The sequence below is a fragment of the Frateuria sp. Soil773 genome, from assembly GCF_001428405.1.
Taxonomy (GTDB): domain Bacteria; phylum Pseudomonadota; class Gammaproteobacteria; order Xanthomonadales; family Rhodanobacteraceae; genus LMSL01.
The window spans coordinates 206074-230908 of sequence record NZ_LMSL01000002.1 but is presented as its reverse complement, the minus strand read 5'-3'; the positions used below and the strand labels follow the sequence as shown (position 1 = coordinate 230908).

The window sequence follows — 24835 nt, the reverse complement described above, 5'->3', positions numbered from 1 at the left end:
ATTCGAAGCGCCGCCCTTCCGCCCGTCATTCCTGCGAAGGCAGGAATCCAGCGCCTTGGGTTTCAGGGGCTCGAAGGCGCTGGCCCCGGCTTTCGCTGGGGTGACGAGCGGGGGGCGGGAGAGCTGGGAATCCCGAGGGATCCGTCAGTCGCCGGACCGCTGCGCGCAGGCGATGCGGCGGCGGTGGCGCCACCACAGCACCAGCACCACCAGCACCAGCAGGCCACCGAGTACCCACAGGCTGCTCTGGCCGCGGCGTATCCACATCACCAGCCATTCGTGGTTGTCCGCGCCGAAATAGCCCAGGTAGACCCAGATCGGCACGCTGATCAGCGCGGCCAGCCCGTCCAGCAGGAAGAAGCGCAGGAACGACACCCGGTGGGTGGCGCCGGCGGTGATGTACACCGCGGTGCGCATGCCGGGCAGGAAGCGCGCGAAGAACATCAGCCGGTTGCCGTAGCGCTCGAACTTGTGCTGCACCTTGGCGTAGCGTTCCGGCGGCAGCAGCCACGCGATCAGCCGCCATTTCAGCATGCGCGCGCCGTAGTGGTGGCCTAGCAGGAACATGCCGGCGTCGCCGGCCAGCACGCCCACCATCGCCACCGCCGCCATCGTGTGCGCGTTGGCGTAGCCGAGCCCGGCGATCACGCCGCCGGCGACCAGGGTGATGTCCTCTGGCAGCGGCGCGCCGGCGCCGCACAGCAGCAGCGCCACGAACACCGCGACATAGCCGTTCTGGGCAAAAAGCGTGATCAGGTGTTCGAGCAGGTCCATCGACGTCCTTAGTCTGCCGCATGGCGCACGCGGCGCCGGGCGAGCCCTGCATGATCCCACGCATGGAAGGCGGGCGCGATCACGGCGCGGCGGCCGGCGGCGGGTGGCGGGCGGCCAGCAGCTCGCGCAGTTCGGCCTTCTCGGCGCTGTCCAGCGCGCCTTCGCGCATCTTGGCGTGCAGGGCCTCGCGGCGCAGCGCGATCGCCTGCTGCTCCATCCGCGCCAGGGCTTCGTGGAATTCGATGCGCTGCGCCTCCGGCTCGCCCACCGACATCGCCGCCATCAGCTTCTGCAGCGACGGGTATTCGGGCCGTTCCGCGAAGTGCTCCACCAGCATCGCCGGGTTGATGCCGGGGCGCGCGCGGGCCAGGTCGAGCAGTTCGGCCAGCAGGCCGACGCCCGGCTTGTCCAGGCGCAGGAAGCGATAGGGCCGTTCCACCTCGTCGGCCACGCCGGGCTGGGCCAGCAGCAGGGCGATCGCGCTGCGCACCAGCGAGCGCTGCACCGCGACCGGGCGCTGCACCGCGCGGTGCGCGGAGGGCTCCGCCGGCAGCACCGCGCGCGCGCCGCTGCGCCGCTCCAGTTCCTGCGCCATGAGGTCGCGGAAGGCGCCGTCGGGCAGGCGGGCGATCAGCGGCCGGGCCCGCTCGGCCAGGCGCGCGCGGCCGTCGAGGCTGGCCATGTCGACGTCGCGCGACAGCTCGCTGAAGAAATAGTCCGACAGCGGCGTGGCCTGCCTGATCCGCTGCTCGAAGCCGTCCTTGCCTTCCTTGCGCACCAGCGAGTCCGGGTCCTCGCCGTCGGGCAGGAACAGGAAGTACGCCTGGCGGCCGTCGCGCAGGCGCGGCAGCGCCGATTCCAGCGCCTTCCAGGCGGCGGCGCGGCCGGCGCGGTCGCCGTCGAAGCAGAACACCACGTCGGGCGCGGCGCGGAACAGCACCTCGGTGTGTTCCGGGGTGGTCGCCGTGCCCAGCGTGGCCACCGCGATCGGCAGGCCGGCCTGGTGCAGCGCGATCACGTCCATGTAGCCCTCGACCACCACGATGCGCTGCAACTGCGTATTGGCCTGCTTCACCTGCCACAGCGCGAACAGCTCGCGGCCCTTGTGGAACAGCGGGGTTTCGGGCGAATTGAGGTACTTGGGGGATTGCTCCGCGCTCAACACCCTTCCGCCGAAGGCGATCACCCGCCCGCGGCGGTCCAGGATCGGGAACATCAACCGCTCGCGGAAACGGTCGTACTTGCTGCCGCGCTCGCTGCTGGCGACCATGCCGGCCTCGTTGAGCAGCTGCATGCGCCGCTCGCTGCCGCCCAGTGCCTTGATCACGCCGTCGTAGCCGGCCGGCGCCCAGCCGAGGCGGAACCGCGCGACGGTGTCCGCGTCCAGCCCGCGCCTGCGGCAGTACGCCTGCGCCTCGGCGTTGCCGGGCAACTGGTCCTGGTACCAGCGCGCGGCGGCGTCGAGCAGGGCGTAGAGGTCGGTCTTGTCCTCGCGCGGGCGCTCGTCGCGGCCGCCGCCTTCGCGCGGCACCGTCATGCCTACCGACTGCGCCAGTTCCTCCACCGCGTCGGGGAATTCCAGCCGCTCGTAGTCCATCAGGAACTTCACCGCGCTGCCGTGCGCGCCGCAGCCGAAGCAGTGGAAGAACTGCTTGGCCGGGCTCACGTAGAACGACGGCGTGCGCTCGTCGTGGAAGGGGCAGCAGGCGGTCCACTCGCGCCCGGCCTTCTTCAGCGGCACCCGCCGCTCGATCACGTCGACGATGTCGACGCGGGCGAGCAATTCATCGATGAAGCTGTCGGGGATACGGCCGCGCATAGAACGGCTAGTCTAACGGTTGCGCAAGCCGGCGTCGGGGCCGGCGACGGGGAGCGGGCGATGGGATGGATGGCGATGGCGGGGCGGTGCGGGGCCGGGTCCGGCGAGGGCGGTAGCCGCCGCGCCCATCGGGGCGGGGCGCGATGATCGCCGGGGCCGCCGCGGCGCCGGTCTTCCGCCCGGCCGCGCCGGAGGACGCGGCGGCCGCCGTGCCGCTGATCCACAGCTCCGGCCCGGCGGCGTTCGACTACGTCTTCGCGGTGCCGGGGCGCAGCGATGCGCAGGCATTCCTGCGGCGGGCCTTCGTCGACGGCGCGGGCGAGTTCGGCTGGCGCAACCACGTGGTGGGCGTGCTCGACGGCGAGGTGGTGGCGGTCGGCGCGGGCTACGGCGGCGACTCCAAGTGGCCGTTCACGCTGGCGGCGGCGCGGCAGATCCTCGGCCACTACGGCTGGCGCCATGCCGGCGGGGCGATCGCGCGCGGGTTGCGGGTGGAGGCGGTGATCCCGCCGCCGAGCGGCGACATGCACTACCTGGCGCACCTGGCGGTGGCCCCGGCGTGGCGCGGGCAGGGCTTCGGCTCGGCGCTGGTCGGCCACCTGCTTGCCCTCGCACCGGCCGGCTGCCCGGCGGTGCTGGACGTGGCCGCCGGCAACCCGCTGGCGCAGCGGCTGTACGAGCGGCTGGGCTTCGTGGTGACCGGCGAGCGGGCCTCGTCCCTGGTCAACGCGCAGGGACGGGTGCCGGACCACCGGCGCATGCGGCGGCCGGCGGCGGGCTAGCGGGCGGGAAAGCGCGGCGTCACAGGACGTGGAAGACGCCGATCAAGGCCAGCAGGGCGAACAGGAACAGGATCACGAAGATCGCGAACAGCACCTTGGCGATGGTCGCGGTGGCGCCGGAAAGGTTGCCGAAGCCGAGCCAGCCGGAAACCAGCGAAACGATGGCGAAGATGATGGCCCACTTGAGCATGCGCTACTCCCGATGACGCGGGCCGTCCATGGACGGACGGCCCTGCGGAGGAGTGCCGTTGTAGGCGATCGGGCGTGAAGGCTTTGCAATCGGGACGCCCGGTGCGGCGTCCCGGCGGCGGCCCGGGATCAGCCGGCCAGGCGGGCCTTGATGCGGCCGGAGACCACGGCCATGTCGGCGCGGCCGGCGGCCTTTTCCTTCACCGCGGCCACCACCTTGCCCATGTCGCGGGCGGAGCTGGCGCCGGTGGCGGCGATGGCCGCGTCGATCAGGGCGTCGATCTCGGCCTCGTCCAGCTTGGCCGGCAGGTAGGTCTCGATGATCGCCATCTCGGCGCGCTCGACCTCGGCCAGGTCCTCGCGGCCGGCGGCGGCGTACTGGCCGACCGAATCCTTGCGCTGCTTGAGCATCTTCTCCAGCACGGCCAGGACCTGCGCGTCGTCCAGCTCGATGCGTTCATCGACCTCGCGCTGCTTGATCGCGGCCAGCATCAGCCGGACCACGCCCAGGCGGTGCTTGTCGCCGCCACGCATGGCGGTCTTCATGTCTTCGGTGAGCTGCTGCTTGAGCGTCATGGCTGTCTCCGGAAAAGCACGAAGCCGGCGTTGTCGCGGGACAACACCGGCTCGTGGAACCTCGTGTGCGCTGACGGCGGCTGCGAGAACCCGCGCCTGCCGGTCGTTCCGTCCGCCGCGCCTGGGCGCGGCCGCTTCCGCCGGGGCGGAAGGGAAACTCAGTACATCCGGGTCTTGCGGGAAACGTCGCGCGACAGGCGGCGCAGGTGGCGCTTCACCGCGGCGGCGCGCTTGCGCTTGCGTTCCTGGGTCGGCTTTTCGTAGAACTCGCGCTTGCGGGTTTCGGCCAGGACGCCGGCCTTTTCGCAGGTACGCTTGAAACGGCGCAGGGCAAGCTCGAACGGCTCGTTCTCGCGAACTTTTACGCTGGGCATGAAGACTCCGAGTGGTAGACTGGCCCGCACATACGAGCCTGTTGGATAGGGCGAGCCGCGAAGTATAGCGTGGACACCACACAGATTTCAAAGCCGGTCGGCAAGCCCGTGCTGGGCATCGAGACCTCCTGCGACGAGACCGGCGTGGCCCTGCTGCGCTGGGAGCCCGACGCGCCTGGCCGCGGCCTGCTGGCCCATACCCTGTACAGCCAGATCAAGCTGCACGCCGACTACGGCGGCGTGGTGCCGGAACTGGCCAGCCGCGACCACGTGCGCAAGCTGCTGCCGCTGGTGCGCGAGGCGCTGGCCCAGGCCGGGCTGGCCCCGGCCGACCTGGGCGGGGTGGCCTATACCGCCGGGCCGGGGCTGGTCGGCGCCCTGCTGGTGGGCGCCTCGGCGGCGCGGGCGATGGCCTGGGCGCTGGGCGTGCCGGCGATCGGCGTGCACCACATGGAGGGCCACCTGCTGGCCCCGCTGCTGGAGGACGACCCGCCGGCGCCGCCGTTCGTGGCCCTGCTGGTGTCCGGCGGCCATTCGCTGCTGGTCGAGGTGAGGGCGATCGGCGAGTACCGCATCCTCGGCGACACCCTGGACGATGCCGCCGGCGAGGCGTTCGACAAGACCGCCAAGCTGATGGGCCTGCCGTACCCCGGCGGCCCGGCGCTGGCGAAGCTGGCGATGCAGGGGCGGGCCGGCGGCTACCGGTTCTCGCGCCCGATGACCGACCGGCCGGGGCTGGATTTCAGCTTTTCCGGGCTGAAGACCCAGGTGCTGCTGGCCTGGCAGAAGTCCGACCAGTCGGAGCAGACCCGCGCCGACATCGCCCGTGGCTTCGAGGAGGCGATCGTCGACACCCTGGTGATCAAGTGCCGGCGCGCGCTGGAGGCCGCCGGCGCGCGCCGGCTGGTGATCGCCGGCGGCGTCGGCGCCAACCAGCGCCTGCGCGCGGAACTGGCCGCGGCGGGCGCGAAGGACGGCTTCAAGGCGTACTTCCCGCGCCTGGCGTTCTGCACCGACAACGGCGCGATGATCGCGCTGGCCGGCGCGATCCGGCTGGCGGCCGGGCAGTCGCAGGACGAGACCGTGCAGGTGTTCCCGCGCTGGGACCTGGAAACGCTGCCGCCGGCGGCGTGACGCGGCTGGCGGTCGCCGCCGCCGGAGCGGTCGCGGCATGTTTCCAGGCGGCGTGCGCCGCTGCAACCGGAACCGCTCCCGCGGACGGCGGGAGCGGGCGGAAAGGCGGTCGCGGTCCATGACAGTCCCGGGGCGGCGCAGGCATCGCCGCTTGCATCGCCGGGCGCGGTCGCCGACCCTAGCCGCATGGATATCGTTTTCATCGAAGACCTGCGCATCGATGCCGTGATCGGCATCTACGACTGGGAGCGGCGGGTGCGCCAGACGCTGTCGCTGGACATCGAGATGGCATTCGACAACACCGTGCCCGCCGCCAGCGACGACATCGCCCGGACGCTCAACTACAAGGACGTGTCCAAGCGGCTGATCGACTACGTCGGCGGTTCGAGCTTCGGCCTGGTCGAGACGCTGGCCGAGCGTTGCGCCGCGATCATCCGCGAGGAGTTCGGCGTGGGCTGGGTGCGGCTGAAGCTGTCCAAGCCGGGCGCGGTGCGCGGCGCGCGCGCGGTCGGCGTGCGCATCGAGCGCGGCACGCGCCCGCAGTTAAGTCCGTAACCATCGAGGGACGTACCGTCCCGCGCCGGCATCGGCCGGCACCACCGGCGCCGCCATGGCGCCGTCCGCCGCGGGCCCGCCGGCCCGCCCCGCGCGGCCAGCGGCCGCGCCCCGCGATCCGTGCTGGCTCCGAAGTCGCGCGGATCATGCGCCGACAAGGAGGCGACCCATGCCGACATGGCACGAACTGATGAATTCCCCCTGGATGCATACCGCGCTGGGTGCGGCGATCCTGCTGGCAACGGCCTGGCTGGCCGGTGCGCTGACCCGCTTCGTGCTGTTCCGGGTGGTGCGCGGCATCGCCCGCCGCACGGCATGGCAATGGGACGAGGCGCTGTTCCGCCACGGCATGTTCCGCTGGCTGGCGCGGATGGTGCCCACCGTGGTGGTGCAGTTCGGCATCGTGCTGGTGCCGGGCGTGCCGGACGATACCGAGCGGCTGGTCGGCAACCTGATGTCGGCGCTGATGGTGTTCTTCGTGGTGATGGCGATCAGCGCGGCGCTGTCGGCGGTGGAGGACCTGTACCGGCAGACGCCGAACGGCCAGCAGCGCTCGCTCAAGGGCCTGCTGCAGTTGGTCAAGCTGGGGCTGTTCGTCGTCGCCGCGCTGGTGATCATCGCGGCGGTCACCGGCAAGCAGATCGGGCTGTTGCTGTCGGGCCTGGGCGCGATGTCGGCGGTGCTGATGCTGATCTTCAAGGACACCATCCTGGGTTTCGTGGCCGGCGTGCAGCTGTCGTCCAACGACATGCTGCGGGTCGGCGACTGGATCACCATGCCTGGCGCCGGCGCGGATGGCGACGTGCTGGACATCACCCTGTACACGGTGAAGGTGCGCAACTTCGACCAGACCATCGTCACCATCCCGACCTGGAAGCTGATCGCGGAGAGCTACCAGAACTGGCGCGGGATGAGCGAGTCGGGCGGGCGACGGATCAAGCGCGCCTTGATGATCGATGCGTCCAGCGTGCATTTCCTCAGCGAGGCGGAACTTGCGCACCTGTCGCGCCTGCGCGTGCTGCAGGACTACCTTGCCGGCAAGCATGGCGAGATCGAGCAATGGAACCGCCAACTCGGCGACGCGGCCGAGGAGTCGTTCAACCGTCGCAGGCTGACCAACCTGGGCACGTTCCGCGCTTACGTCACCGCCTACCTGAAGCAGCATCCGCGAGTGCATCGGACGATGACCTGCATGGTGCGCCAGCTCGCCGGCGGCGCGCAGGGCATCCCGCTGGAGCTGTACTGCTTCACGGCAACGACGGCATGGGCGGATTACGAGAACATCCAGGGCGACATCTTCGACCACCTGATCGCGCTGCTGCCGGAGTTCGGGCTGGCGCTGTACCAGCAGCCGTCCGGCCAGGACGTGCGCGCGGGGCTGGCGGCGCTGGCCCCGCGGCAGGCAGAATCGCACGCCGGCCGGATCGCCGGTGCAACCGGGGCATGACGACGTGGCGCGAGCCTACCTGAGCCTGGGGTCCAACCAGGAGCCGCACCGCTACCTGCGTGCGGCGCTGGCCGAATTGCGCGAACGCTTCGGCGAGATCGCGGTGTCGCCGGCCTACCGCAGCAAGGCGGTGGGCTTTGACGGCGCCGATTTCGTCAACCTGGCGGTGGGGCTGGACACGTCGCTGGAACCGCAGGCGCTGAACGACTGGCTGCACGCGCTGGAGGACCGGCACGGCCGCCGCCGCGACGTGCCGCGCTACTCCGACCGCACGCTGGACGTCGACATCGTGCTGTACGACGACCGCGTCATCGACGGCCCCGGCCACCTGCAGATCCCGCGCAAGGAACTGAAGCACGCCTTCGTGCTCAAGCCTGTCGCCGACATCGCGCCGGAACTGCGCCACCCGCTGGGCGGCGAGACGATGGCCGCGCTGTGGGCCGCGTTCCCGGCGGACAGCGAGCCGCTCGTCGTCGAGCCGCTGGACTGATGCCTGCCCGAACCTTCCGGCGACTCCATGGCCCGTCATCCCAGCGGAGGCTGGGATCCAGTGCCTGTGGGTGTGGGGCATCCAGCGACCCGATGCCCAGAGGCGAAGGCACTGGATGACCAGCCCTCCGGCTGTCGAAAAGCGCCTTCTGCTTGACTGGCCCTGCGGCCGTTGAAAGCCGCAGGGACGACGCTTCGGTCGGAGGTGCCCGGAGGGGAAGCACCCTGGGCCTGCATCGCAAATCCGCGGGCGGCATTCCTGGCGGGCAGCGGGCAGTTCGTCGCCGAGCGACTGGACTGGACCTGCCCAGCCTTCCGGCAACTCCATGGCCCGTCACCCCAGCGAAGGCTGGGATCCAGTGCCTGTGATGTCGGGTACCCAGCGACTCGATGCCCAGAGGCGAAGACACTGGATGACCAACCCTTCGTCTGTTGAAAAACGCCTTATGCCTGACCGGCCCCGCGGCCGTTGCAAGTCGCAGGGACGGCGCTTTGATCGGAGATGCCCGGGGGTTTGGCAGGCCCCGAACCTGCGCCGCGCACTACCGCCGCGGTGCAGCGGATGCTAGAAAGGGCGCTTCACACACTAAGGATGGGGGGCGTATGGCAGGCAAGTTTTCCCGTAGCTGGGCGTTGATGAAGGCGAGCGCCGCCATCCTGCGCTCGGACAAGTCGCTGCTGATGTTTCCGCTGATCTCGGTGCTGTGTTCGCTGCTGGTGATGGCGAGCTTCCTGATTCCGGTGGCAGTGCTGGCGGTGGCCGGCGAGCGCGCCGGCCGCGAGGGCCTGACGCCGGGCGCCTACGTGCTGCTGTTCGCGTTCTACCTGGTGCAGTACTTCGTGATCATCTTCTTCAACACCGCGCTGGCCGGTTCGGCGCTGCAGCGGCTGCGCGGCGAGCCGACCAGCCTCGGCGAGGGCATCGCGGTGGCGCGTTCGCGCTGGGTCAGCATCCTGGGCTATGCGCTGATCTCGGCCACGGTGGGTTTGTTCCTGCGCGCGCTGCAGGAGCGGCTGGGGCTGATCGGGCGGCTGGTGGTCGGCTTCCTCGGCCTGGCCTGGACGGTGGCGACCTTCCTGGTGGTGCCGGTGCTGGCAAGCCAGGACATCGGCCCGGTCGATGCGGTGAAGCGCAGCGTGGAACTGCTCAAGCGCAGTTGGGGCGAGAACCTGATCGGCAACGGCGGCATCGGCATCGTGTTCGGCCTGCTGACCTTCCTGGCCGCGCTGCTGTCGGTGGCGATCATCGGCGGCGCGGCGGCGACCCACTCGGTGGCCCTGATCGCCGTGGCGGTTGCGCTGGTGGTGGTCGGGCTGGTCCTGCTGGCGCTGGTGCAGGCTTCGCTGCAGGGCATCTACGCCGCCGCGCTGTACCGCTACGCGGAAACCGGCGAGGTCGGCGCGGGCTTCGACCAGGCGCTGCTGGAGCAGGCGTTCCGTACCAAGGCATGAGGCAGGTTTTTGCAGGATGGGGCGAGGGCGGCCGCGAGGCCGCCTTCGTCGTTTCCGGCCGTCATACCGACAGCGTGCGGCCGCCGTCCACGTGCAGGATCTGCCCGGTCACGAACGGCGCGTCGCGCAGCAGCCACAGCACCGCGCCGGCCACGTCGTCGGGCGAGCCGGCGCGCCCGAGCGGAGTGCGCGCCAGCAGGGCCTGCTGGTCATCGTAGCTCTTGCCGTCGCTGGGCCACAGCACCGCGCCGGGCGCCACGCCGTTGACGCGCACCTCGGGAGCCAGCTCCAGCGCCAGCGAGCGGGTCATCGCCAGCAGGGCGGCCTTGGCCATGCAGTACAGCGGATGGCCGGCCAGCGGGCGCTCGGCGTAGATGTCGACCAGGTTGACGATGGCGCCGCGCGCCGCGCGCAGCGCCGGCATCGCCGCCTGGGCGAGGAAGAACGGCGCCTGCGCGTTGGAGGCGAACAGCTCGTTCCACTGCGCCACGCTCGCCTCGCCGAGCGGGGTCGGATAGAACGCGGAGGCGTTGTTGACCAGCGCGTCGAGCCGGCCGTAGCGGTCGAGCACGCGAGACACCAGGCCGGGCAGGTGCGCGGTCTCGGCCAGTTCCGCCTGCACCAGCAGGACGCTGCCGCCGCGTTGCCGTTCTAGCTCGGCGGCCAGCGCCTCGGCCTCGCCGGCCGAGCGGCGGTAGTGCAGGGCCAGGTCGTAGCCCGCCGCGTGCAGCCTGCGCGCGATCACCGCGCCGACGCGCTTGCCGGCGCCGGTGACCAGGGCGACGCCGGATTCACGGGCTGGGTTCATTCGTCGTTTCCTCGCGGCGGCACGCGGGCAGCTTGCCGCAAAGCAGGCGGTGCGTCATCCGCGCAGGCGGGGATTCATTCCGCTTTCGGCTTCGCGCGCTTGCGGGCCGCAGCCTTGCGCGCGGCGCCGGCCACCTTGCGCGCGGTACCGGCAATGGCCTTGTCGAGGGTCTTGTCGACCGCCTTGCGCACGGCCTTGCGTGCGCTGCCCGCCTTCTTCGCGGCGGGCGGCGGCGCGGCGTCGCCGTCCTCGCCCTCGGTGTCGATGGCGCCGCTGAACATCTCGATGGCGGTGCTGGCGACGTGGCCGGTGTCGTAATACGCATAGGCGCCGACGCCGAGCGCGCCGATCACCGGCAGCCAGCGCGACACGCCCTTGCCGACGGCGCGCTGCGAGATCTTCATGCCGATCCGCTGCGCCACGCGCTGCGCGACGGTGGCCGACATGCGCCGGAACAGCAGGCGGTCGCCCATGCGCACCACCAGGTCGCGGAAGGCTTGCGCCGCGGTGTGGCGGAACAGGCACCACAGCATCTGCTCGCGGCCCAGCTCCGCGTGCTTGCCGTAGACGGCGGCGATGTCGCTGACCAGTTGCGCCTGGATGCGCCAGATCGCGATCAGCTCCGGCAGCACGGTCAGCCAGCCCAGCGGCCCGGGCGGCAGGGCCAGCGAACCGGCGGTGAGCGCGGCGCGCTGGGCGGCGCGCCGCGCGAGATGGCGCGCTTCCGTCTCGGGATGCCGGCTGCTGCCGACCTTGCTGGCGGGAATCTGGCTGACGAAGTCGAGGATCGCGCGGGCAGCCCTGCTCTGTTCGGCATCGTCGATCGTCGCCGGCAGCCGGTCGGCCGGAATGTGGCGGGACGGGGTATGACGGGATGAATCGGCCATGCAGTGCCTCGCGCGGGTCGTCGCAGGAAGAGCGGCGAGTGTCGCCGCCGGTCCGTGAAGATGGCCTAACGATGGCGCGGGGGCGAGGACCTGCGGCAGGGCATGACTTATGGCAGGTCTTCGAAACTGGAAATGTTATAACATTTCAATTCAAAGCCTTCTCCTTCCCCCCCTTGCCGTCCACGGAATGCCGATGTCCCGTACCCTGCTTGCCCTGAGCCTTGCCTGCGCGCTTGGCGCCGTTCCCGCGGCCTATGCCGCCGCCATTCCGCCGTCCGCCGGTGCGCCCCCGGCCGGTGCCGACGATGCGCAGTCGGGCACCCGCAACAAGCCGCCGGCGAAGGTGCAGGAGCTCGGCGCGGTGGACGTCACCGCGGCGCTGGACCAGGCGCGCAACGGCCTGTCGCCGGACACCGGCAGCAGCCAGTACGTGATCGACCAGAAGGCGATCAAGCAACTGCCGCTGGGCGACGCCACGCCGATGAACCAGGTGCTGCTGCAGGCGCCCGGCGTGGTGCAGGATTCCTACGGCGGCCTGCACGTGCGCGGCGACCACGCCAACCTGCAGTACCGCATCAACGGCGTGATGATTCCCGAGTCGATCTCCGGCTTCGGCCAGGCGCTGGACGCGCGCACCATCCAGAACGTGAAGCTGCTCGACGGCGCGCTGCCGGCGCAGTACGGCCTGCGCACCGCGGCGGTGGTGGACATCACCACCAAGAACGGCCACGAGCTCGGCAACGGCGGCAGCGTCGGCATCACCGGTGGCTCGTTCGGCGCGCTCAATCCGAACGCTTCGCTGTGGGGCAGCAGCGACCGCTGGAGCGCCTTCATCACCGCGAACTACCTGGAGAGCGACGTCGGCATCGAGAACCCGACAGCCAGCCGCAAGCCGGTCCACGACCACACCAACCAGGTGAAGGGCTTCGGCGACGTCAGCTACCTGATCGACGACGACACCCGCCTGAGCTTCCTGTTCGGCATCACCAACAACCGCTTCCAGATCCCCAACAACCCGGGCCAGCAGCCTCGGTTCGGCTACCTCGACACGGTGGACTTCGATTCCGCCGACCTCGACGAGCGCCAGCGCGAGAACACCCGCTTCGGCGTGCTCGCGCTGCAGGGCAAGCTGGGCCGCACCGACTACCAGGTGTCGCTCGGCCAGCGCTACACCGGCGTCACCTACACGCCGGACCGGATCGGCGAGCTGATGTTCAACGGCGTCGCCTCCGGCGTCACCCGCAGCAATCGCGCCAGCACGCTGCAGGCGGACTTCGCCACCCCGCTGGGCGACAGCCACACGCTGCGCTACGGCGTCTACGGCAGCTTCGAGCGCGCCGCCAGCGGCAACGACGCCTGGGTGTTCCCGGTGGACGCCGACGGCAACCAGGCCAGCACCACGCCGGTCAACATCCTCGACGACAGCCGCAACGTCGCCCGCACGTGGTCCGCCTACGTGCAGGACGAGTGGAGCATCGGCGAGAAGTGGACGCTCAACTACGGCCTGCGCGGCGACCGCTACCAGCTGGCGCGCACCGAGAGCCAGCTGAGCCCGCGCGTGGGCCTGGTGTGGCAGGCGGCCGACGACACCACCGTGCACGCCGGCTACTCGCGCTACTTCACCCCGCCGGCGACGGAGATGATCACCAGCTCCAACATCGCCAAGTTCGACGGCACCACCAACGCGGTGGCGGACAACGGCAACAACACGCCGCTGGCCGAGCGCTCGGACTACTTCGACGCCGGCATCTCGCAGAACTTCGGCACCGCCTGGACGCTGGGCCTGGACGCGTACTACCGCAAGGTGCGCCGCCTGCAGGACGAAGGCCAGTTCGGCTCGGCCCTGGTCTATTCCACCTTCAACTACGCCAAGGGCCGGGTGAGGGGGCTGGAGTTCACCGCCAACTACGAGCAGGGGCCGCTGTCGGTCTACTTCAACGCGGCGCTGAGCCAGGCGATGGGCCAGCGCATCGTCACCAGCCAGTACAATTTCGCTCCGGAAGACCTGGCCTACGTCAACGACCACGCCATCTTCCTCGACCACGACCAGCGGCTTTCCTCGTCCGGCGGCGTCAGCTACGCGCTCGACGAGCGCACCCGGGTCGGCGCCAACTACCTGTTCGGCAGCGGCCTGCGCAAGGACGGGAGCGTGCCGAACGGCGCCTCGCTGCCGGCGTACTTCCAGTTGAACCTCAGCGTGGCGCACGACTTCGACTTCAGCGGCTTCGGCAAGCTGCACACGCAGTTGGCGGTGCTCAACGCGCTCGACCGCACCTACGAGCTGCGCGACGGCAGCGGCATCGGCGTCGGCGCGCCGCAGTTCGGGCCGCGCCGCGGGGTGTATCTGAGCCTGCAGAAGGATTTCTGAAAGCTTGTTGACGAGGTCCGGATACCTCCACGAAACGTCATTCGGTTGGACCGACGGATAATCATCGTGGGGCTCTGCGCAGGCGACCGCGCAACACAGAGGCATGAAGCATGAGTGACGGCCTGGAGTTCGCCGCGCGCGCGACCGCGATCGGCATCGGCGCGACGCTGCTGATCGATGCGTGGGCGCTGCTCTTGAAGCGCCTGTTCGGCATCCAGTCGCTGAACTTCGGCATGGTCGGCCGCTGGCTCGGCCACCTGGCGGGCGGCCGCTTCCGGCACGCGGCCATCGCGCAGGCGGCGCCGGTGCGCGGCGAGCTGGCCGTCGGCTGGATCGCCCATTACGCGATCGGCGTCGCCTTCGCCGCCGGGCTGATCGCCGTCGAAGGGCTGGCCTGGGCGCGCCAGCCGACCTTTCCGCCGGCCCTGGCCTTCGGCGTGGCCACGGTGCTGTTTCCCTTCCTGGTGATGCAGCCGGGCATGGGTGCCGGGTTCGCCGCCTCGCGGACGCCGGACCCGGCCCGGGCACGCCTGCGCAGCGTGCTCACCCACGCCGTGTTCGGCATCGGCCTGTACGGCTCCGCCGCGCTCGCCGCGCGGTTCTAGCGCGGCGCGCGGCGCCGGCAGCGCAGGATCTCCGCGCCGGGCATTTCGCCCCATCCGCTATCCTTGCGGCCGCCGATCTTCCTACCGATCTCCACGGCCGCACGCAATGCAGACCCGACTTCCCGAACCCGGCGCCGACGAGCGCGCCCACTCCGACCGCCTGCTGCAACTGCTGCGCGAACAGATCGCGTCGCACGGGCCGATGCCGTTCTCGCAGTACATGGAGCGCTGCCTGTACGCGCCGGGGCTGGGCTACTACAGCGCTGGCAAGACCAAGTTCGGCGAGGCCGGCGACTTCGTCACCGCGCCGGAACTGGGCGGGCTGTTCGCGCGCTGCGTGGTCAACGCGGTGCAGCCCGTGCTGGCGATGCTGGGCGACGGGGCGGATTTCCTCGAGCTCGGCGGCGGCAGCGGCAGCTTCGCCGAAGCGGCGTTGCTGGCGATGGCGGCGGCAGGCACGCTGCCGCGGCGCTACCTGATCCTCGAACCCAGCGCCGACCTGCGCGAACGCCAGCGCGAGCGGCTCGCCGCCGCGCTGCCGGCGGCCCTGCACGCGCGCGTGCACTGGCTCGACCGCCCGCCCGAGCAGGACTGGCGCGGCGTGCTGTTCGCCAACGAGGTGATCGACGCGCTGCCCGCGACGCGCTTCGCCATGCGCGACGGCGAGGTCTACGAGGAATACGTGGCGCTCGACGGCGAGGGCCGCCTAGCGCGCATCGACCGCCCGGCCGACGCCCTGGTGGGCGGCGCGGTGCGCCACGTCGAGCGCGACCTGGGCGGCGACTTCGCCACGGGCTACCGCTCGGAGATCCTGCCGCAGTTGCCGTACTGGATGCAGGCGGTGGCCGGTTCGCTGGTCGCCGGGCTGATGCTGTTCGTCGACTACGGCTACGTGCGCCGCGAGTTCTACCTGCCCGAGCGCCGCGACGGCACCCTGATGGCGCACTACCGCCACCATGCGCACAACGATCCGCTGCACCTGCCGGGCCTGAACGACCTCACCGCCTCGGTGGACTTCACCGCACTGGCCGAGGCCGGCAACAGCGCCGGCTTCGGCGTGGCGGCCTATCTGCCGCAGGCGCAGTTCCTGATCGCCAGCGGCCTGCAGCAGGCGTTCGAGCATGCCTACGAGTCGGCCGCCGACGAGCCGGCGCGCTACCGGCTGGCGCAGCAGGTGAAGAAGCTCACCCTGCCCGACCAGATGGGCGAGCGCTTCCAGGCGATGCTGTTCGCGCGCGGGCTGGACGCGGTGCCGCTGGCGGCGGAACTGCTCGCCGCCGACCAGGGCGGGCGGCTGTAGGCATGGCCGCGCCCCGCGCCGCCATGCGCCTGCGCTGGCATCCGCTGTGGGTCGGCGTGGGCATGTCGATCATGGCCTGGGTACTGTGGATGGCGCTGCGCCCCGACCCGGAGCTGGCGCTGCGCTTCGCCTATGGCGACAAGCTGCTGCACGCGCTCACCTTCGCCTGCCTGATGGGCTGGTGGGGCAACGTCTACCGCAGCCGGCGCGCACGCGGCGGCGCGGCGCTGCTGTGCCTGGCCTTCGGCATCTTCATCGAGTTCGCGCAGTGGCTGTGCCCGCCGCGCGACGCGGATGCCTTCGACGTGCTGGCCGACGCTGCCGGCATCGCGCTCGCGCTGCTCCTGCTGCGCACGCCACTGGCCCGCGTGCTGGCGGGCGTCGAGGCGTGGCTGGGACGGCGCGCGGCGCGCGGCGCGCGTTGACGGCGGTCGCGCAGGCGCCGCCCCGCAGTGCCCTGAACCTCAGCGCCGGCGCGCCTAGGGCGTGGCCTGGCCGCCGGCGGCACCGGCCGAGGAGGCTGCCGCGGGCGCCCCGGAAGAAGCCGCGGGCGCCACCGGCGTGTTGTCTTCCGGACGCCGCGCCAGGCCGCCGTGCTTGAACAGGTCGGCCGCCACCTGGTAGTACGCGGTCGCCTCGTCCACCTGCGCACGATCGACCGGCTTCACCGGGGTCGCGTCGCCGGTCTCGAAGTCGGGGTGCAACTGCTCCAGTTTCTTCTGCGGTTCGAGCACGGTCAGCACGTCGCCCTTCAGGTAGCCGAGCTTTTCGTAGGTGGCCGGGAAGGCGCGCTCGCGGCCGGGTTCGAGCTGGAACAGGTCGTAGCCGAAGAAGCGGCTGCGATAGCTGAAGTTGAGCAGGCCGAGCAGGGTGGGCGGGATGTCGATCTGGCTCATCAGGCGCGTCTCGCGGTGCGGCTGGATGTGCCTGGGCGCATAGATCCACAGCGGGATGTGGTAGCGGTTGATCGGCACGCTGGTCTTGCCGGCGCTGGAGGCGTCGTGGTCGGCGGTGATCACGAACACGGTGTCGTCGAAGTACGGTTTGTCCTTGGCGCGCTTGAGGAAGTCGCCGATCGACCAGTCGGTGTACGCGATCGCGCCGCGGCGGGTGCCGTTGGGTTGAGTCACGCGGCCTTCGGGGAAGGTGAACGGCCGGTGGTTGGAGGTGGTCATGATGTGCAGGAAGAACGGCTTGCCTTCGGCGTGGATCTTGTCCATCTGGCCCAGTGCCAGGGTATAGAGATCCTCGTCGGCCACGCCCCAGACGTTCTCGCTGTGGATCGTCGCGCCCTTGGGGATGTCGTTACGGTCCACCGCGGCGTAGCCGTTGTGGGCGAAGAAGTAGTTCATGTTGTCGAAGTAGCCGTAGCCGCCGTAGACGAACTCCGACACGTAGCCGCGATCGTTGAAGATGTCGGCCAGCGAGAACAGGTTCTCGTTGTTGTGCATCTTGATCACCGAATCGCCCGGCGTCGGCGGGATCGACAGCGACAGCGCCTCCAGGCCGCGCACGGTGCGCGTGCCGTTGGCGTAGACGCGGTCGAAGAACAGGCTCTGCGAGGCCAGCGCGTCGAGGTTCGGGGTGATCTCGCCGTGGCTGGCGCCGAACGCCTTGATGAACTCGGCAGACAGGCTCTCCACGCTGATCAGCACCACGTTGAGGTGTTTCTCGGCGCCGGCGTGGCGGATTTCGCGGGTGAGGTCGCGCGGATCGTCGCTGACGTAGGCGGCCTCGGACGTCTTCAGCATCTGCCGGACGCGGCCGAAGGCCGCTTGCTCGGGCAGGGTGCGGTAGAAGTGCGCGTAGTCCAGGTGGCTGCTGCGGAAGGCGGCGAAGAATTCGTAGATGCCGTTGCCGGCCAGCTCGTTCACGTAGGCGTTGTCGCTGTGGTTCTTCAGCGTGCCCTTCACCGCCGCCACCGAGGCCACCGTGAGCAGCAGCCACACCAGCACCAGCTTGCCGCGCTGCCAGAAGCGGGTGCCGCCGTCGGCCGCGCGCAGGCCGCGCCGGCTCAGCCATACGATCGCCACGGTCAGCAGCAGCAGCAGGCTGAGCCAGGTTCCGATCGGATAGGACTCGCGGATGTTGCCGATCACCTCGGTGGTGTAGACGAGGTAGTCCACCGCGATGAAGTTGAAGCGCACCCCGAACTCGTCCCAGAACACGAATTCCGAGGCGGCGACGAACAGCAGGCCGTACAGCATCGCCGCGCCCAGCGCATACAGCGCCCATTGCCCGGCGCGCGACACGTAGGCGCGGCGCGGCACCAGCCACAGGAACAGCACCATCGGCCAGGCCACGTAGAGGAAGGTGACCAGGTCGTAGGCCGCGCCGACGCCGAACGCGTACAGCCAGTAGCCCGGATGAGGCGGCACGCCGGCGCCGGTCATGTACAGCAGCACCACCCGGGTCAGCGCGCCGATCAGCAGGTAGCCGACGCCCAGCCACCACAGCGGACGGAAGCGCTCGCGCAGCGGCGGGTTCGAAGGGGCGGCGGTTGCGGTCACGGGAAGCTCCAGACGGAAACGGTGCGATGTCGCGGGTGCATGGGAACGGAGCCGCCGTTCCACGGCGAACCGGATGACGAGGTATACGGTGCGCCGCCTACGGTTTGCTTAGTTTAGCGATTGCCGCGGCCCGCGCCTGCCCCAGCGCCGCGCCGATCGCCGGACCCTGCAGGCCCTGCGCGACGAAGCCGGCGGCGTCGACCGCCGCGGCCGCGTCCCGCGCGGCGCGCAGCCAGGCGGCCTGCGGATAGTCGTCGTCGGCATGGCCGGCGCGGCCGCGCTTGTCGGCCTCGCAGGCAGTGAGGAAGGCGTCCAGCCGGGCGGGCCGGCGCAGGGCGTCCAGCGCGAGCAGCAGCTTCAGCACGGTCGCCGGCTTCAGCTCGAACGCGCGGTGTGCGTTGAGGTGCTCGCGGCAGACCAGCTCGGCCAGCGCGGCGTGCTCGGCCGGCACCTTCAGCCGCGCGGCGAGCACGCGCAGCGGCGCCACGCCGGCATGCTCGTGGCCGATGTGCCGCGGCAGCACGTCGGCCGGAGTCAGCGCCTTGCCCAGGTCGTGGCAGAGCGCGCAGAAGCCGACCAGGTCGTCGCCGGGGGCGAGCTTCGCCGCCATGTCCAGCACCAGTTCCAGGTGCGTGCCGGTGTCGATCTCCGGGTGGAACTCCGCGCGCTGCGGTACGCCGTACAGCGCATCGACCTCGGGAAACAGCACGGCCAGCGCGCCGCTCGCGCGCAGCACCTGCAGGAAGGCCGACGGCTGCGCCTCGGCCAATGCCTTGCGGGTCTCGGCCCAGACCCGCTCGGGCACCAGGTGGTCCACCTCGCCGTCGGCCACCATCTGCCGCAGCAGCGCCATCGTCTCGTCGGCCACGCGGAAGCCGAGCGGCGCGAAGCGCGCGGCGAAGCGCGCCACCCGCAGCAGGCGCACCGGGTCCTCGGCGAAGGCCGGCGAGACGTGGCGCAGCACGCGCCGCTCGATGTCGCGCACGCCGTGGTAGGGGTCCACCAGCGTGCCGTGCTCGTCCTCGGCGATGGCGTTGATGGTGAGGTCGCGCCGGGCCAGGTCCTGCTCCAGCGTCACCGTGGGGTCGGCGTGGAAGGCGAAGCCGTGGTAGCCGCGGCCGGTCTTGCGCTCGGTGCGGGCCAGCGCGTATTCCTCGTTGCTGCGCGGGTGCAGGAACACCGGGAAATCCTTGCCGACCGGCTTGTAGCCGAGCGCCAGCATCTGCTCAGGCGCGGCGCCGACGACGACGTGGTCGCGGTCGACCACCGGCCGCCCGAGCAGCCGGTCGCGCACCGCGCCGCCGACGAGGTAGCTGCGCATCGGTCAGCGCACCGCGGTGCCGGCGGACGCCGGCGCCACGCTCTCGGCGGGCGCAGGCACCACAACGGCGGGGCAGGCGACCTGGCGGCGCGGCGTGCGGCCGTCGGGCAGCCCATAGGGCTGGCCGATGGCGGTCATGCGAGTGCTCATGGGCAGCGCCTTGCCGGACAGCCGCCAGTCGTAGATCACCGCGAAGGCCATCACCCGCGCCACGTACTCGCGGGTTTCCTTGTACGGCATGCTGGCGACGAACAGGTCCGGATCGAGCGTGCCGCGCGCGGCCAGCCACTGGTCGACCTTGGCCGGGCCGGCGTTGTAGGCGGCGCTGGCCAGCCACGGCGCGCCGTCGAACCGCGCCGCCACCTGCGCCAGGTAGCGCGTGCCGAGGCGGATGTTGGTGGCCGGGTCGTACAGCGAGTCGCCGCCGTTCCAGTCCAGGCCGTTGCGCCTGGCCACCAGCGCGGCGGTGGCCGGCACCAGTTGCATCAGGCCGCGCGCGTCGGCGCCGGAGCGCGCATCGGTCACCCAGGCGCTCTCGGCGCGGGCGATCGCATAGGCCCAGGCCGGGTCGATGCCGGCCTGCTCGGCCTGCGGCACCACGCCGTCCTGGCTGGCCAGCGGGAAGCGCTGCTCGTAGTAGCGCAGGGCCTCGCCGCTGCTGAAGGCGAACACGGCGCGGTCGTACCAGCCGCGGCGGTAGGCCAGGTCGGCGGCGAGCCGCAGGGTGGCCGGGTCGCTGCCGTCGAGCGCCTGCGCCCATTCGCGCCGCGCCAGTTTCGGCAAGTCCACAGCATACAGTTCGAACGCGCGCTGCAGGCCGGGGTCGGCCAGCAGCGCCTGTTCGCGCTGCGGGTCCGCGGCCGGTTCGAGCGGGCAGATAGCGTAGTCGCGGCCGAGGCGGTCGGCGGCCATGAAGCCGAAGTAGCTCGCCTCGTCCGCCAGGTCGGCGTACAGCGCCTGCGCCTCGGCGTCGTGCCCGGTGGCGGCCAGCGCACGCGCGCGGAAGTAGCGCCATTCGCCCTCCTGCCGCTGCCCGGCGGGCATCGCCTGGATCGCCGCCAGCACCGCCGGCCAGTCCTGCCGCGCCAGCGCCACGCGGACGCGCCACTCGCGGCTGGCGTCGGTGCGCGCGGCCTCGGGCAGCGCGGCCAGCCGCGCCAGCGCGTTCTCGTCGAAGTCGGTGGCGTGGTAGAGCGCCAGCGCGTACAGCACGTCGTCGCGCTGCCGCGTGCTGAAGGCGAAGCGCGGTTGCAGCGCCTGCCACGCGGCGTCGGCGCTGGCGGACTGGCGTCGCGCCAGGCGCTGCACGGCCAGCGCGGCGGCCTGGCGGTGGCGCGGGGTGTCCGGCCACTTCTTCGCTTCGGCAGCGGCGCCGGCCGGATCGCGCAGGGCCAGCGCCAGGCGCTGGCCGGCCTGCGTTTCGCCGGCCGGCAGCCATGCCGCCAGCGCGGCCACCGTGCCGGCCTGGCCGGCGCCGATCGCGCGGTCGATGCGCGTCCACAGCCGCGTGGGGGTCAGCAGGCCCTGGCTGCGCGCGGCTTCCAGCACCGGATCGCAGGCATTGGGAAGGCTCGGGCGGGTCCACAGCGTGGCGAGGTCGCGCTCGAAGTCGAGCGTGCCGCCCTGGGCCAGCCGCGCCTGCAGCGCGTCGCAGCTCAGCGCGTCGCCGAGGCCGGGGCGGTACAGCGCGAGGAAGTCGTTCCAGTCCTGCCGCCGGGCCAGTTCCAGCAGGAAGTCGCGGCGCAGGTCGTTGGCCGGGATCATCCCGGGATAGCGCTGCAGGTAGCTTTCCACTGCGGGCCGGTCGAGCTGCCGCAGGTCGTGGCTGAGCGCGGCCGCCTCCAGGTACGGGTACAGCGGATAGTCGGCCAGCGTCTTCGCCCAACTGCGCCAGCCGTCGCCGCCCTGCTGCGCCACCGCCCAAGCCTGCTTGAACGCGATGCGCTGGTCCTGCTGCGGATCGGCGGCGACGCTGCCGCCGAGCAGCCACCAGCCCGCGACGACCACGAGCAGGCGAGAGGTAAGGCGCCGCGGCGCCGCGTGCTGAGGCATGGAATCTCCCTGGCTGTCGAATGCCGATTGCGCCGCAGTGTAATTCAAGGCCGTGGCGGCTCCCGTGACGGCGGGCCGCGGAGGAGGGTGCGCAAGCGGTGCTGAGCAAGGCGTTAAGAGCCTGCTCGACATCGTGAAGGCGTCTCGCATCGAGGCGTTGTCCTTGCGAGCGCAGGAACGACGAGCTTGCAATGACCCAGGATCCCGATCGTCGGTCCAGCCGCCTCCTCGTCATTCCTGCGAGGCGCTTTTCAACAGCCGAAGGGCTGGTCAGGCAGGAATCCAGTGACTTGATGTTCCAAAGCTCAAAGGCGCTGGATCCCAGCCTTCGCTGGGATGACGTTTGTGGGGTATCCGGAGATCGTGAACGGGTGTTTACGATCTATCAGTCGGTCTAACTGCCTTGTCGTCATTCCTGCGGAGGCAGGAATCCAGTGACTTGATGCTCCAAAGCCCAAAGACGCTGGATCCCAGCTCTTGCCCCCTTTTCGGGGTTCGCTGGGATGACGTTTCATGGGGGGATGTCTGGAGATTCATGTGGGGATACCTGGAGATCGTGAGCGGGCTCCAAGCCAGGCCGCCGGGCCTCCCCTGCTAAACTCGCGCGCTACGCGCTCAACCCCGGGAACGGCATGTCGTCCACGTCCACGCAGTCTCGTCCGCCGTACCGGCCGCTGTGGATCGTGCTGAGCCTGCTGGCGCTGGCCGGGGCCTGGTGGTGGTGGCAGGCGGGTCGGCCGGTCGCCCTGCCGGACGCGCCGTCGTCGCGCATCGCCTGCGTGTCCTACGCGCCGTACCGCGAGCCGGACGAGACGCCGTTCGACCCGAACGCCTTCATCAGCCCCGAGCGCATCGACGCCGACCTGCGCGCGCTGTCGCAGCGGTTCGACTGCGTGCGCACCTACTCGCAGGGCCAGGGCCTGGCCGCGGTGCCGGCGATCGCCGGGCGCTACGGCATGAAGGTGCTGATGGGGATCTGGCTCGGCCGCGATCCGGCGGCGAACGCGCGCGAGGTGCAACTGGGCATCGCCACCGCGAAGGCGCATCCGGAGGCGCTGCGCGGGGTGATCGTCGGCAACGAGGTGCTGCTGCGCGGCGAGCTGTCGGCCGCTGCGCTGGCGGCCTACGCGCGCGAGGTGCGCGCGGCGATCCCGGCGGCGGTGCCGGTGAGCTACGCCGACGTGTGGGAGTTCTGGCTGCGCTATCCGCAGATGGCCTCGGCGGTGGACTACCTCACCATCCACATCCTGCCCTACTGGGAAGACCAGCCGGTGCCGCCCGAGCATGCGGTGCGCCACGTGGCCGACGTCTACGCGCGGATGCGGCAGGCGTTTCCCGGCAGGCGCGTGATGATCGGCGAGACCGGCTGGCCCAGCGCAGGCCGCCCGCGCCGCGCCGCGCGCGCCAGCGTGGTGAACGAGGCGCGCTACCTGCGCGAGTTCCTCGCCTACGCCGGCCGCGTGGACATGCCGTACAACGTGATCGAGGCGTTCGACCAGCCGTGGAAGCGCCTGCAGGAAGGCACCGTCGGCGGCTACTGGGGCATCTTCGACGTCGAGGCCCGGCCGAAGTTTTCGATGCAGGGTCCGGTGACGGAGGTGCCGCGCTGGTGGCTGGGCTGGCTCGCCGGCATCGGCGGCTCGCTGCTGTTCGCGCTTGCCGGGACGTGGCGCCGCGCATGGCGCGGCATGCCGGGCTGGGCCGCGCTGAAACTCGCGGGTTTCGCCAGCGGCAGCGCGCTGGCGTGGCAGTACCGGCAGATGCTGTATGCCTGCCGCAGTCCGTTCGAATGGGGCGTGTCGCTGCTGGCCTGCCTGCTCGCGCTGGCGACGGCGATCCTGTTGGCGCGCTCGCTGGCCGCCCGCCTTTGCGGCGGCGCGCATGCCGAGCCGGGGCGGCCCTGGCTGCAGCGGCTGCGGCTGGGCTGGCTGTTCGCGCTGGCCTGGTTCGACCTGCTGCTGGTCTTCGACGGGCGCTACCGCGATTTCCCGCTGGGCCTGTTCGCCTTGCCGTGCGCGGGCTATGCGCTGGCCGCCTGGGCGGGTGCGGTGCGCGGCGCGCAGCCGGCGCTGGAACAGCGCTTCCTGGCGCTGTGCCTGCCGCTGCTGGGAGCCGTCGTGGTGGCGCAGGAGGCCGGGCTGAACACGGTCGCCTGGCTATGGCTGGGGCTGAACCTCGCGCTCGCCGCGCCGCTGCTGCTTGCCTGGCGCGACGCCCGCGGCCTGCAGCCGCAGCAGGCGTAGGCTGCCGAGCAGCACGGCGAACGCGCCGGCATCGACGCAGTACAACTGCAGCGCGACCAGCCCGCAGGCGATCGCCAGCCAGGCGCTGAAGCGGTGCTTCCACGCCAGCGCGAGCGCGGCGGCGGCGAGCGCCGCGTAGCCGTAGCCATAGCCGAGGAAGGCCAGCACCGCCTGCTGGCGCCAGGCGCACCACCACGGGCCGGTTCCGTCGCAGCGGTGGATCATGTCGGCCGGCTCGATCAGCAGGTAGCGCAGCGCGAGGGCGGCCAGCAGCACCGGCACCAGCAGCAGCCACGGCAGGGCCAGGCGCATCTTGCCGGTCATCGGCGCAGCCGCTGCGCCCGCGGCGCGAGGTGGGCCGGCAGGCGGATCTCGGCCGCCAGCGGCAGGTGGTCGGAGAACGCCTGCGGCAGGGTCCACACTTTTTCCAGTTGGACCGATTCAGAGGTGAGGATGTGGTCCAGCGCGCGGCGCGGCTTCCAGCTCGGGAAGGTCGGCGTGGGCTGGGCCGGCGGCTGCAGGCTGCTGCGGTGGAACAGGTGGCGCATCTCCGGGCTGGCGGCGTCGGTGTTGAGGTCGCCCATCAGCACGGCGTTCGGGTAGTCGTGCAGCAGCTCGGCGATGAAACCGAGCTGCTTCGCGCGCGCCGGCGCGCTCAGCGACAGGTGGGCGATCAGCACGGTCAGCGCCTCGCGCGCCTCGCCGAAGCGCACCAGCAGGGCGCCGCGGCCGGGGATGCGGCTGGGCAGCGGATAGTCCAGCACGCTGTGCGGCTCGATCCGGCTGATCAGGCCGTTGGCCGAGTGCGCCAGGCGCGCCATCGGCCGGTTCGGCTGGTGGCTCCAGAACGGCAGGCCGGCCGCCTCGGCCAGGTAGCGGGTCTGGTTGAGGAAGCCCGAGCGCAGGCTGCCGGCGTCGGCCTCCTGCAGCCCGATCACGTCGAACTGCGACAGCACCTCGGCGAGGCGGTCGAGGTTGTCCAGCTTGTTGCGCCCGGGCAGCACCGCGTTGATGCTGCGGGTGAGGTACTCGCGGTAGCGTTGCACGCTGGCGCCGGCCAGGATGTTGCAACTGAGCAGGCGCAGGCGACGTTCGGTGGCGGGCGGGGCTGGATCGGCGCGGGTCATCGGGCTGGACGGTAGCGGGGAAA

The 24835-nt window shown here is 71.2% G+C and carries 23 protein-coding genes; 11 read left to right on the top strand and 12 right to left on the bottom strand.

Annotation, left to right across the window (positions count from 1 at the left end):
• Positions 1–144: 144 nt before the first annotated feature.
• Together ASG87_RS01135 and dnaG are read right to left on the bottom strand one after the other, a co-directional pair.
• The gene (locus ASG87_RS01135) at positions 145–774 is read right to left on the bottom strand and encodes a DedA family protein (RefSeq protein ID WP_055999525.1); all 630 of its coding nucleotides are present in this window, start codon (positions 772–774) and stop codon (positions 145–147) included.
• Between the two features lie 79 nt (positions 775–853).
• Positions 854–2593: a DNA primase gene (gene dnaG, locus ASG87_RS01130; protein WP_055999522.1), complete on the bottom strand. Its 1740-nt coding sequence runs from the start codon at positions 2591–2593 to the stop codon at positions 854–856.
• Positions 2594–2736: 143 nt separating this feature from the next.
• Between dnaG and ASG87_RS01125 the strand changes: the two genes are divergently transcribed.
• Positions 2737–3375 (top strand): N-acetyltransferase, encoded by a 639-nt coding sequence (locus ASG87_RS01125; RefSeq protein ID WP_055999520.1) that lies wholly within the window; start codon positions 2737–2739, stop codon positions 3373–3375.
• Between the two features lie 19 nt (positions 3376–3394).
• On the opposite strand, the gene ASG87_RS19030 is transcribed toward ASG87_RS01125, so the two are convergent.
• From ASG87_RS19030 to rpsU, 3 genes are all read right to left on the bottom strand, one after another.
• On the bottom strand, positions 3395–3565 hold the full coding sequence (locus ASG87_RS19030; RefSeq protein WP_082582671.1) for a DUF1328 domain-containing protein: 171 nt from the start codon (positions 3563–3565) through the stop codon (positions 3395–3397).
• Between the two features lie 128 nt (positions 3566–3693).
• Positions 3694–4140, bottom strand: coding sequence for a GatB/YqeY domain-containing protein (locus ASG87_RS01120; RefSeq protein ID WP_055999517.1), 447 nt, complete (start codon positions 4138–4140; stop codon positions 3694–3696).
• 158 nt (positions 4141–4298) lie between these two features.
• Positions 4299–4514 carry a 30S ribosomal protein S21 gene (gene rpsU / locus ASG87_RS01115; RefSeq protein ID WP_055999514.1) on the bottom strand — a complete coding sequence of 72 codons (216 nt, stop codon included), beginning with the start codon at positions 4512–4514 and terminating at the stop codon, positions 4299–4301.
• A 69-nt stretch (positions 4515–4583) separates the two neighbouring features.
• Here rpsU and tsaD point away from each other — a divergent pair, with 69 nt between their 5' ends.
• The 5 genes from tsaD to ASG87_RS01090 all read left to right on the top strand — a co-directional run bounded on the left by tsaD (position 4584) and on the right by ASG87_RS01090 (position 9591).
• Entirely contained in the window at positions 4584–5648 is a 1065-nt protein-coding gene (gene tsaD / locus ASG87_RS01110) for a tRNA (adenosine(37)-N6)-threonylcarbamoyltransferase complex transferase subunit TsaD (RefSeq protein WP_200948958.1), read from the top strand.
• A 186-nt stretch (positions 5649–5834) separates the two neighbouring features.
• A complete protein-coding gene (gene folB, locus ASG87_RS01105) occupies positions 5835–6203 on the top strand; it encodes a dihydroneopterin aldolase (protein ID WP_055999508.1) in 369 nt (122 codons plus the stop codon).
• Positions 6204–6372: 169 nt separating this feature from the next.
• The gene (locus ASG87_RS01100; protein ID WP_082582670.1) at positions 6373–7650 is read left to right on the top strand and encodes a mechanosensitive ion channel domain-containing protein; all 1278 of its coding nucleotides are present in this window, start codon (positions 6373–6375) and stop codon (positions 7648–7650) included.
• Between the two features lie 4 nt (positions 7651–7654).
• Positions 7655–8140 (top strand): 2-amino-4-hydroxy-6-hydroxymethyldihydropteridine diphosphokinase, encoded by a 486-nt coding sequence (gene folK, locus ASG87_RS01095; protein WP_056000222.1) that lies wholly within the window; start codon positions 7655–7657, stop codon positions 8138–8140.
• A gap of 602 nt (positions 8141–8742) precedes the next feature.
• Positions 8743–9591 (top strand): DUF6159 family protein, encoded by an 849-nt coding sequence (locus ASG87_RS01090; RefSeq protein ID WP_055999505.1) that lies wholly within the window; start codon positions 8743–8745, stop codon positions 9589–9591.
• A gap of 61 nt (positions 9592–9652) precedes the next feature.
• Here ASG87_RS01090 and ASG87_RS01085 read toward each other — a convergent pair whose 3' ends face one another.
• Both ASG87_RS01085 and ASG87_RS01080 read right to left on the bottom strand, forming a co-directional pair.
• The gene (locus ASG87_RS01085) at positions 9653–10399 is read right to left on the bottom strand and encodes a pteridine reductase (RefSeq protein WP_055999502.1); all 747 of its coding nucleotides are present in this window, start codon (positions 10397–10399) and stop codon (positions 9653–9655) included.
• Between the two features lie 74 nt (positions 10400–10473).
• The gene (locus ASG87_RS01080) at positions 10474–11286 is read right to left on the bottom strand and encodes a hypothetical protein (protein WP_055999499.1); all 813 of its coding nucleotides are present in this window, start codon (positions 11284–11286) and stop codon (positions 10474–10476) included.
• A 193-nt stretch (positions 11287–11479) separates the two neighbouring features.
• Between ASG87_RS01080 and ASG87_RS01075 the strand changes: the two genes are divergently transcribed.
• The 4 genes from ASG87_RS01075 to ASG87_RS01060 all read left to right on the top strand — a co-directional run bounded on the left by ASG87_RS01075 (position 11480) and on the right by ASG87_RS01060 (position 15984).
• Positions 11480–13654 (top strand): TonB-dependent receptor, encoded by a 2175-nt coding sequence (locus ASG87_RS01075; RefSeq protein ID WP_056000218.1) that lies wholly within the window; start codon positions 11480–11482, stop codon positions 13652–13654.
• Positions 13655–13764: 110 nt separating this feature from the next.
• Positions 13765–14259: a DUF2938 domain-containing protein gene (locus tag ASG87_RS01070; protein WP_055999496.1), complete on the top strand. Its 495-nt coding sequence runs from the start codon at positions 13765–13767 to the stop codon at positions 14257–14259.
• 106 nt (positions 14260–14365) lie between these two features.
• Entirely contained in the window at positions 14366–15559 is a 1194-nt protein-coding gene (locus ASG87_RS01065) for an SAM-dependent methyltransferase (RefSeq protein ID WP_055999493.1), read from the top strand.
• Positions 15560–15561: 2 nt separating this feature from the next.
• Entirely contained in the window at positions 15562–15984 is a 423-nt protein-coding gene (locus ASG87_RS01060; protein ID WP_055999490.1) for a VanZ family protein, read from the top strand.
• 54 nt (positions 15985–16038) lie between these two features.
• Here the strand turns inward: ASG87_RS01060 and ASG87_RS01055 are convergent, their stop codons facing one another.
• From ASG87_RS01055 to ASG87_RS01045, 3 genes are all read right to left on the bottom strand, one after another.
• Positions 16039–18069: an LTA synthase family protein gene (locus ASG87_RS01055; protein WP_235499533.1), complete on the bottom strand. Its 2031-nt coding sequence runs from the start codon at positions 18067–18069 to the stop codon at positions 16039–16041.
• Between the two features lie 97 nt (positions 18070–18166).
• Positions 18167–19390: a multifunctional CCA addition/repair protein gene (locus ASG87_RS01050; RefSeq protein ID WP_055999488.1), complete on the bottom strand. Its 1224-nt coding sequence runs from the start codon at positions 19388–19390 to the stop codon at positions 18167–18169.
• Positions 19391–19393: 3 nt separating this feature from the next.
• A complete protein-coding gene (locus tag ASG87_RS01045) occupies positions 19394–21442 on the bottom strand; it encodes a transglycosylase SLT domain-containing protein (RefSeq protein ID WP_055999486.1) in 2049 nt (682 codons plus the stop codon).
• A gap of 632 nt (positions 21443–22074) precedes the next feature.
• Here ASG87_RS01045 and ASG87_RS01040 point away from each other — a divergent pair.
• Complete coding sequence (locus tag ASG87_RS01040) at positions 22075–23685, top strand: hypothetical protein (RefSeq protein ID WP_055999483.1); 1611 nt, start codon at positions 22075–22077, stop codon at positions 23683–23685.
• Here the strand turns inward: ASG87_RS01040 and ASG87_RS01035 are convergent.
• Positions 23599–24009, bottom strand: a complete 411-nt coding sequence (locus ASG87_RS01035) for a hypothetical protein (RefSeq protein WP_055999480.1) — start codon at positions 24007–24009, stop codon at positions 23599–23601. The two genes, ASG87_RS01040 and ASG87_RS01035, sit on opposite strands and share 87 nt — an antisense overlap.
• Positions 24006–24812: an endonuclease/exonuclease/phosphatase family protein gene (locus tag ASG87_RS01030; protein ID WP_055999476.1), complete on the bottom strand. Its 807-nt coding sequence runs from the start codon at positions 24810–24812 to the stop codon at positions 24006–24008. Before ASG87_RS01030 ends, ASG87_RS01035 begins: the two co-directional genes overlap by 4 nt.
• Positions 24813–24835: the final 23 nt, after the last annotated feature.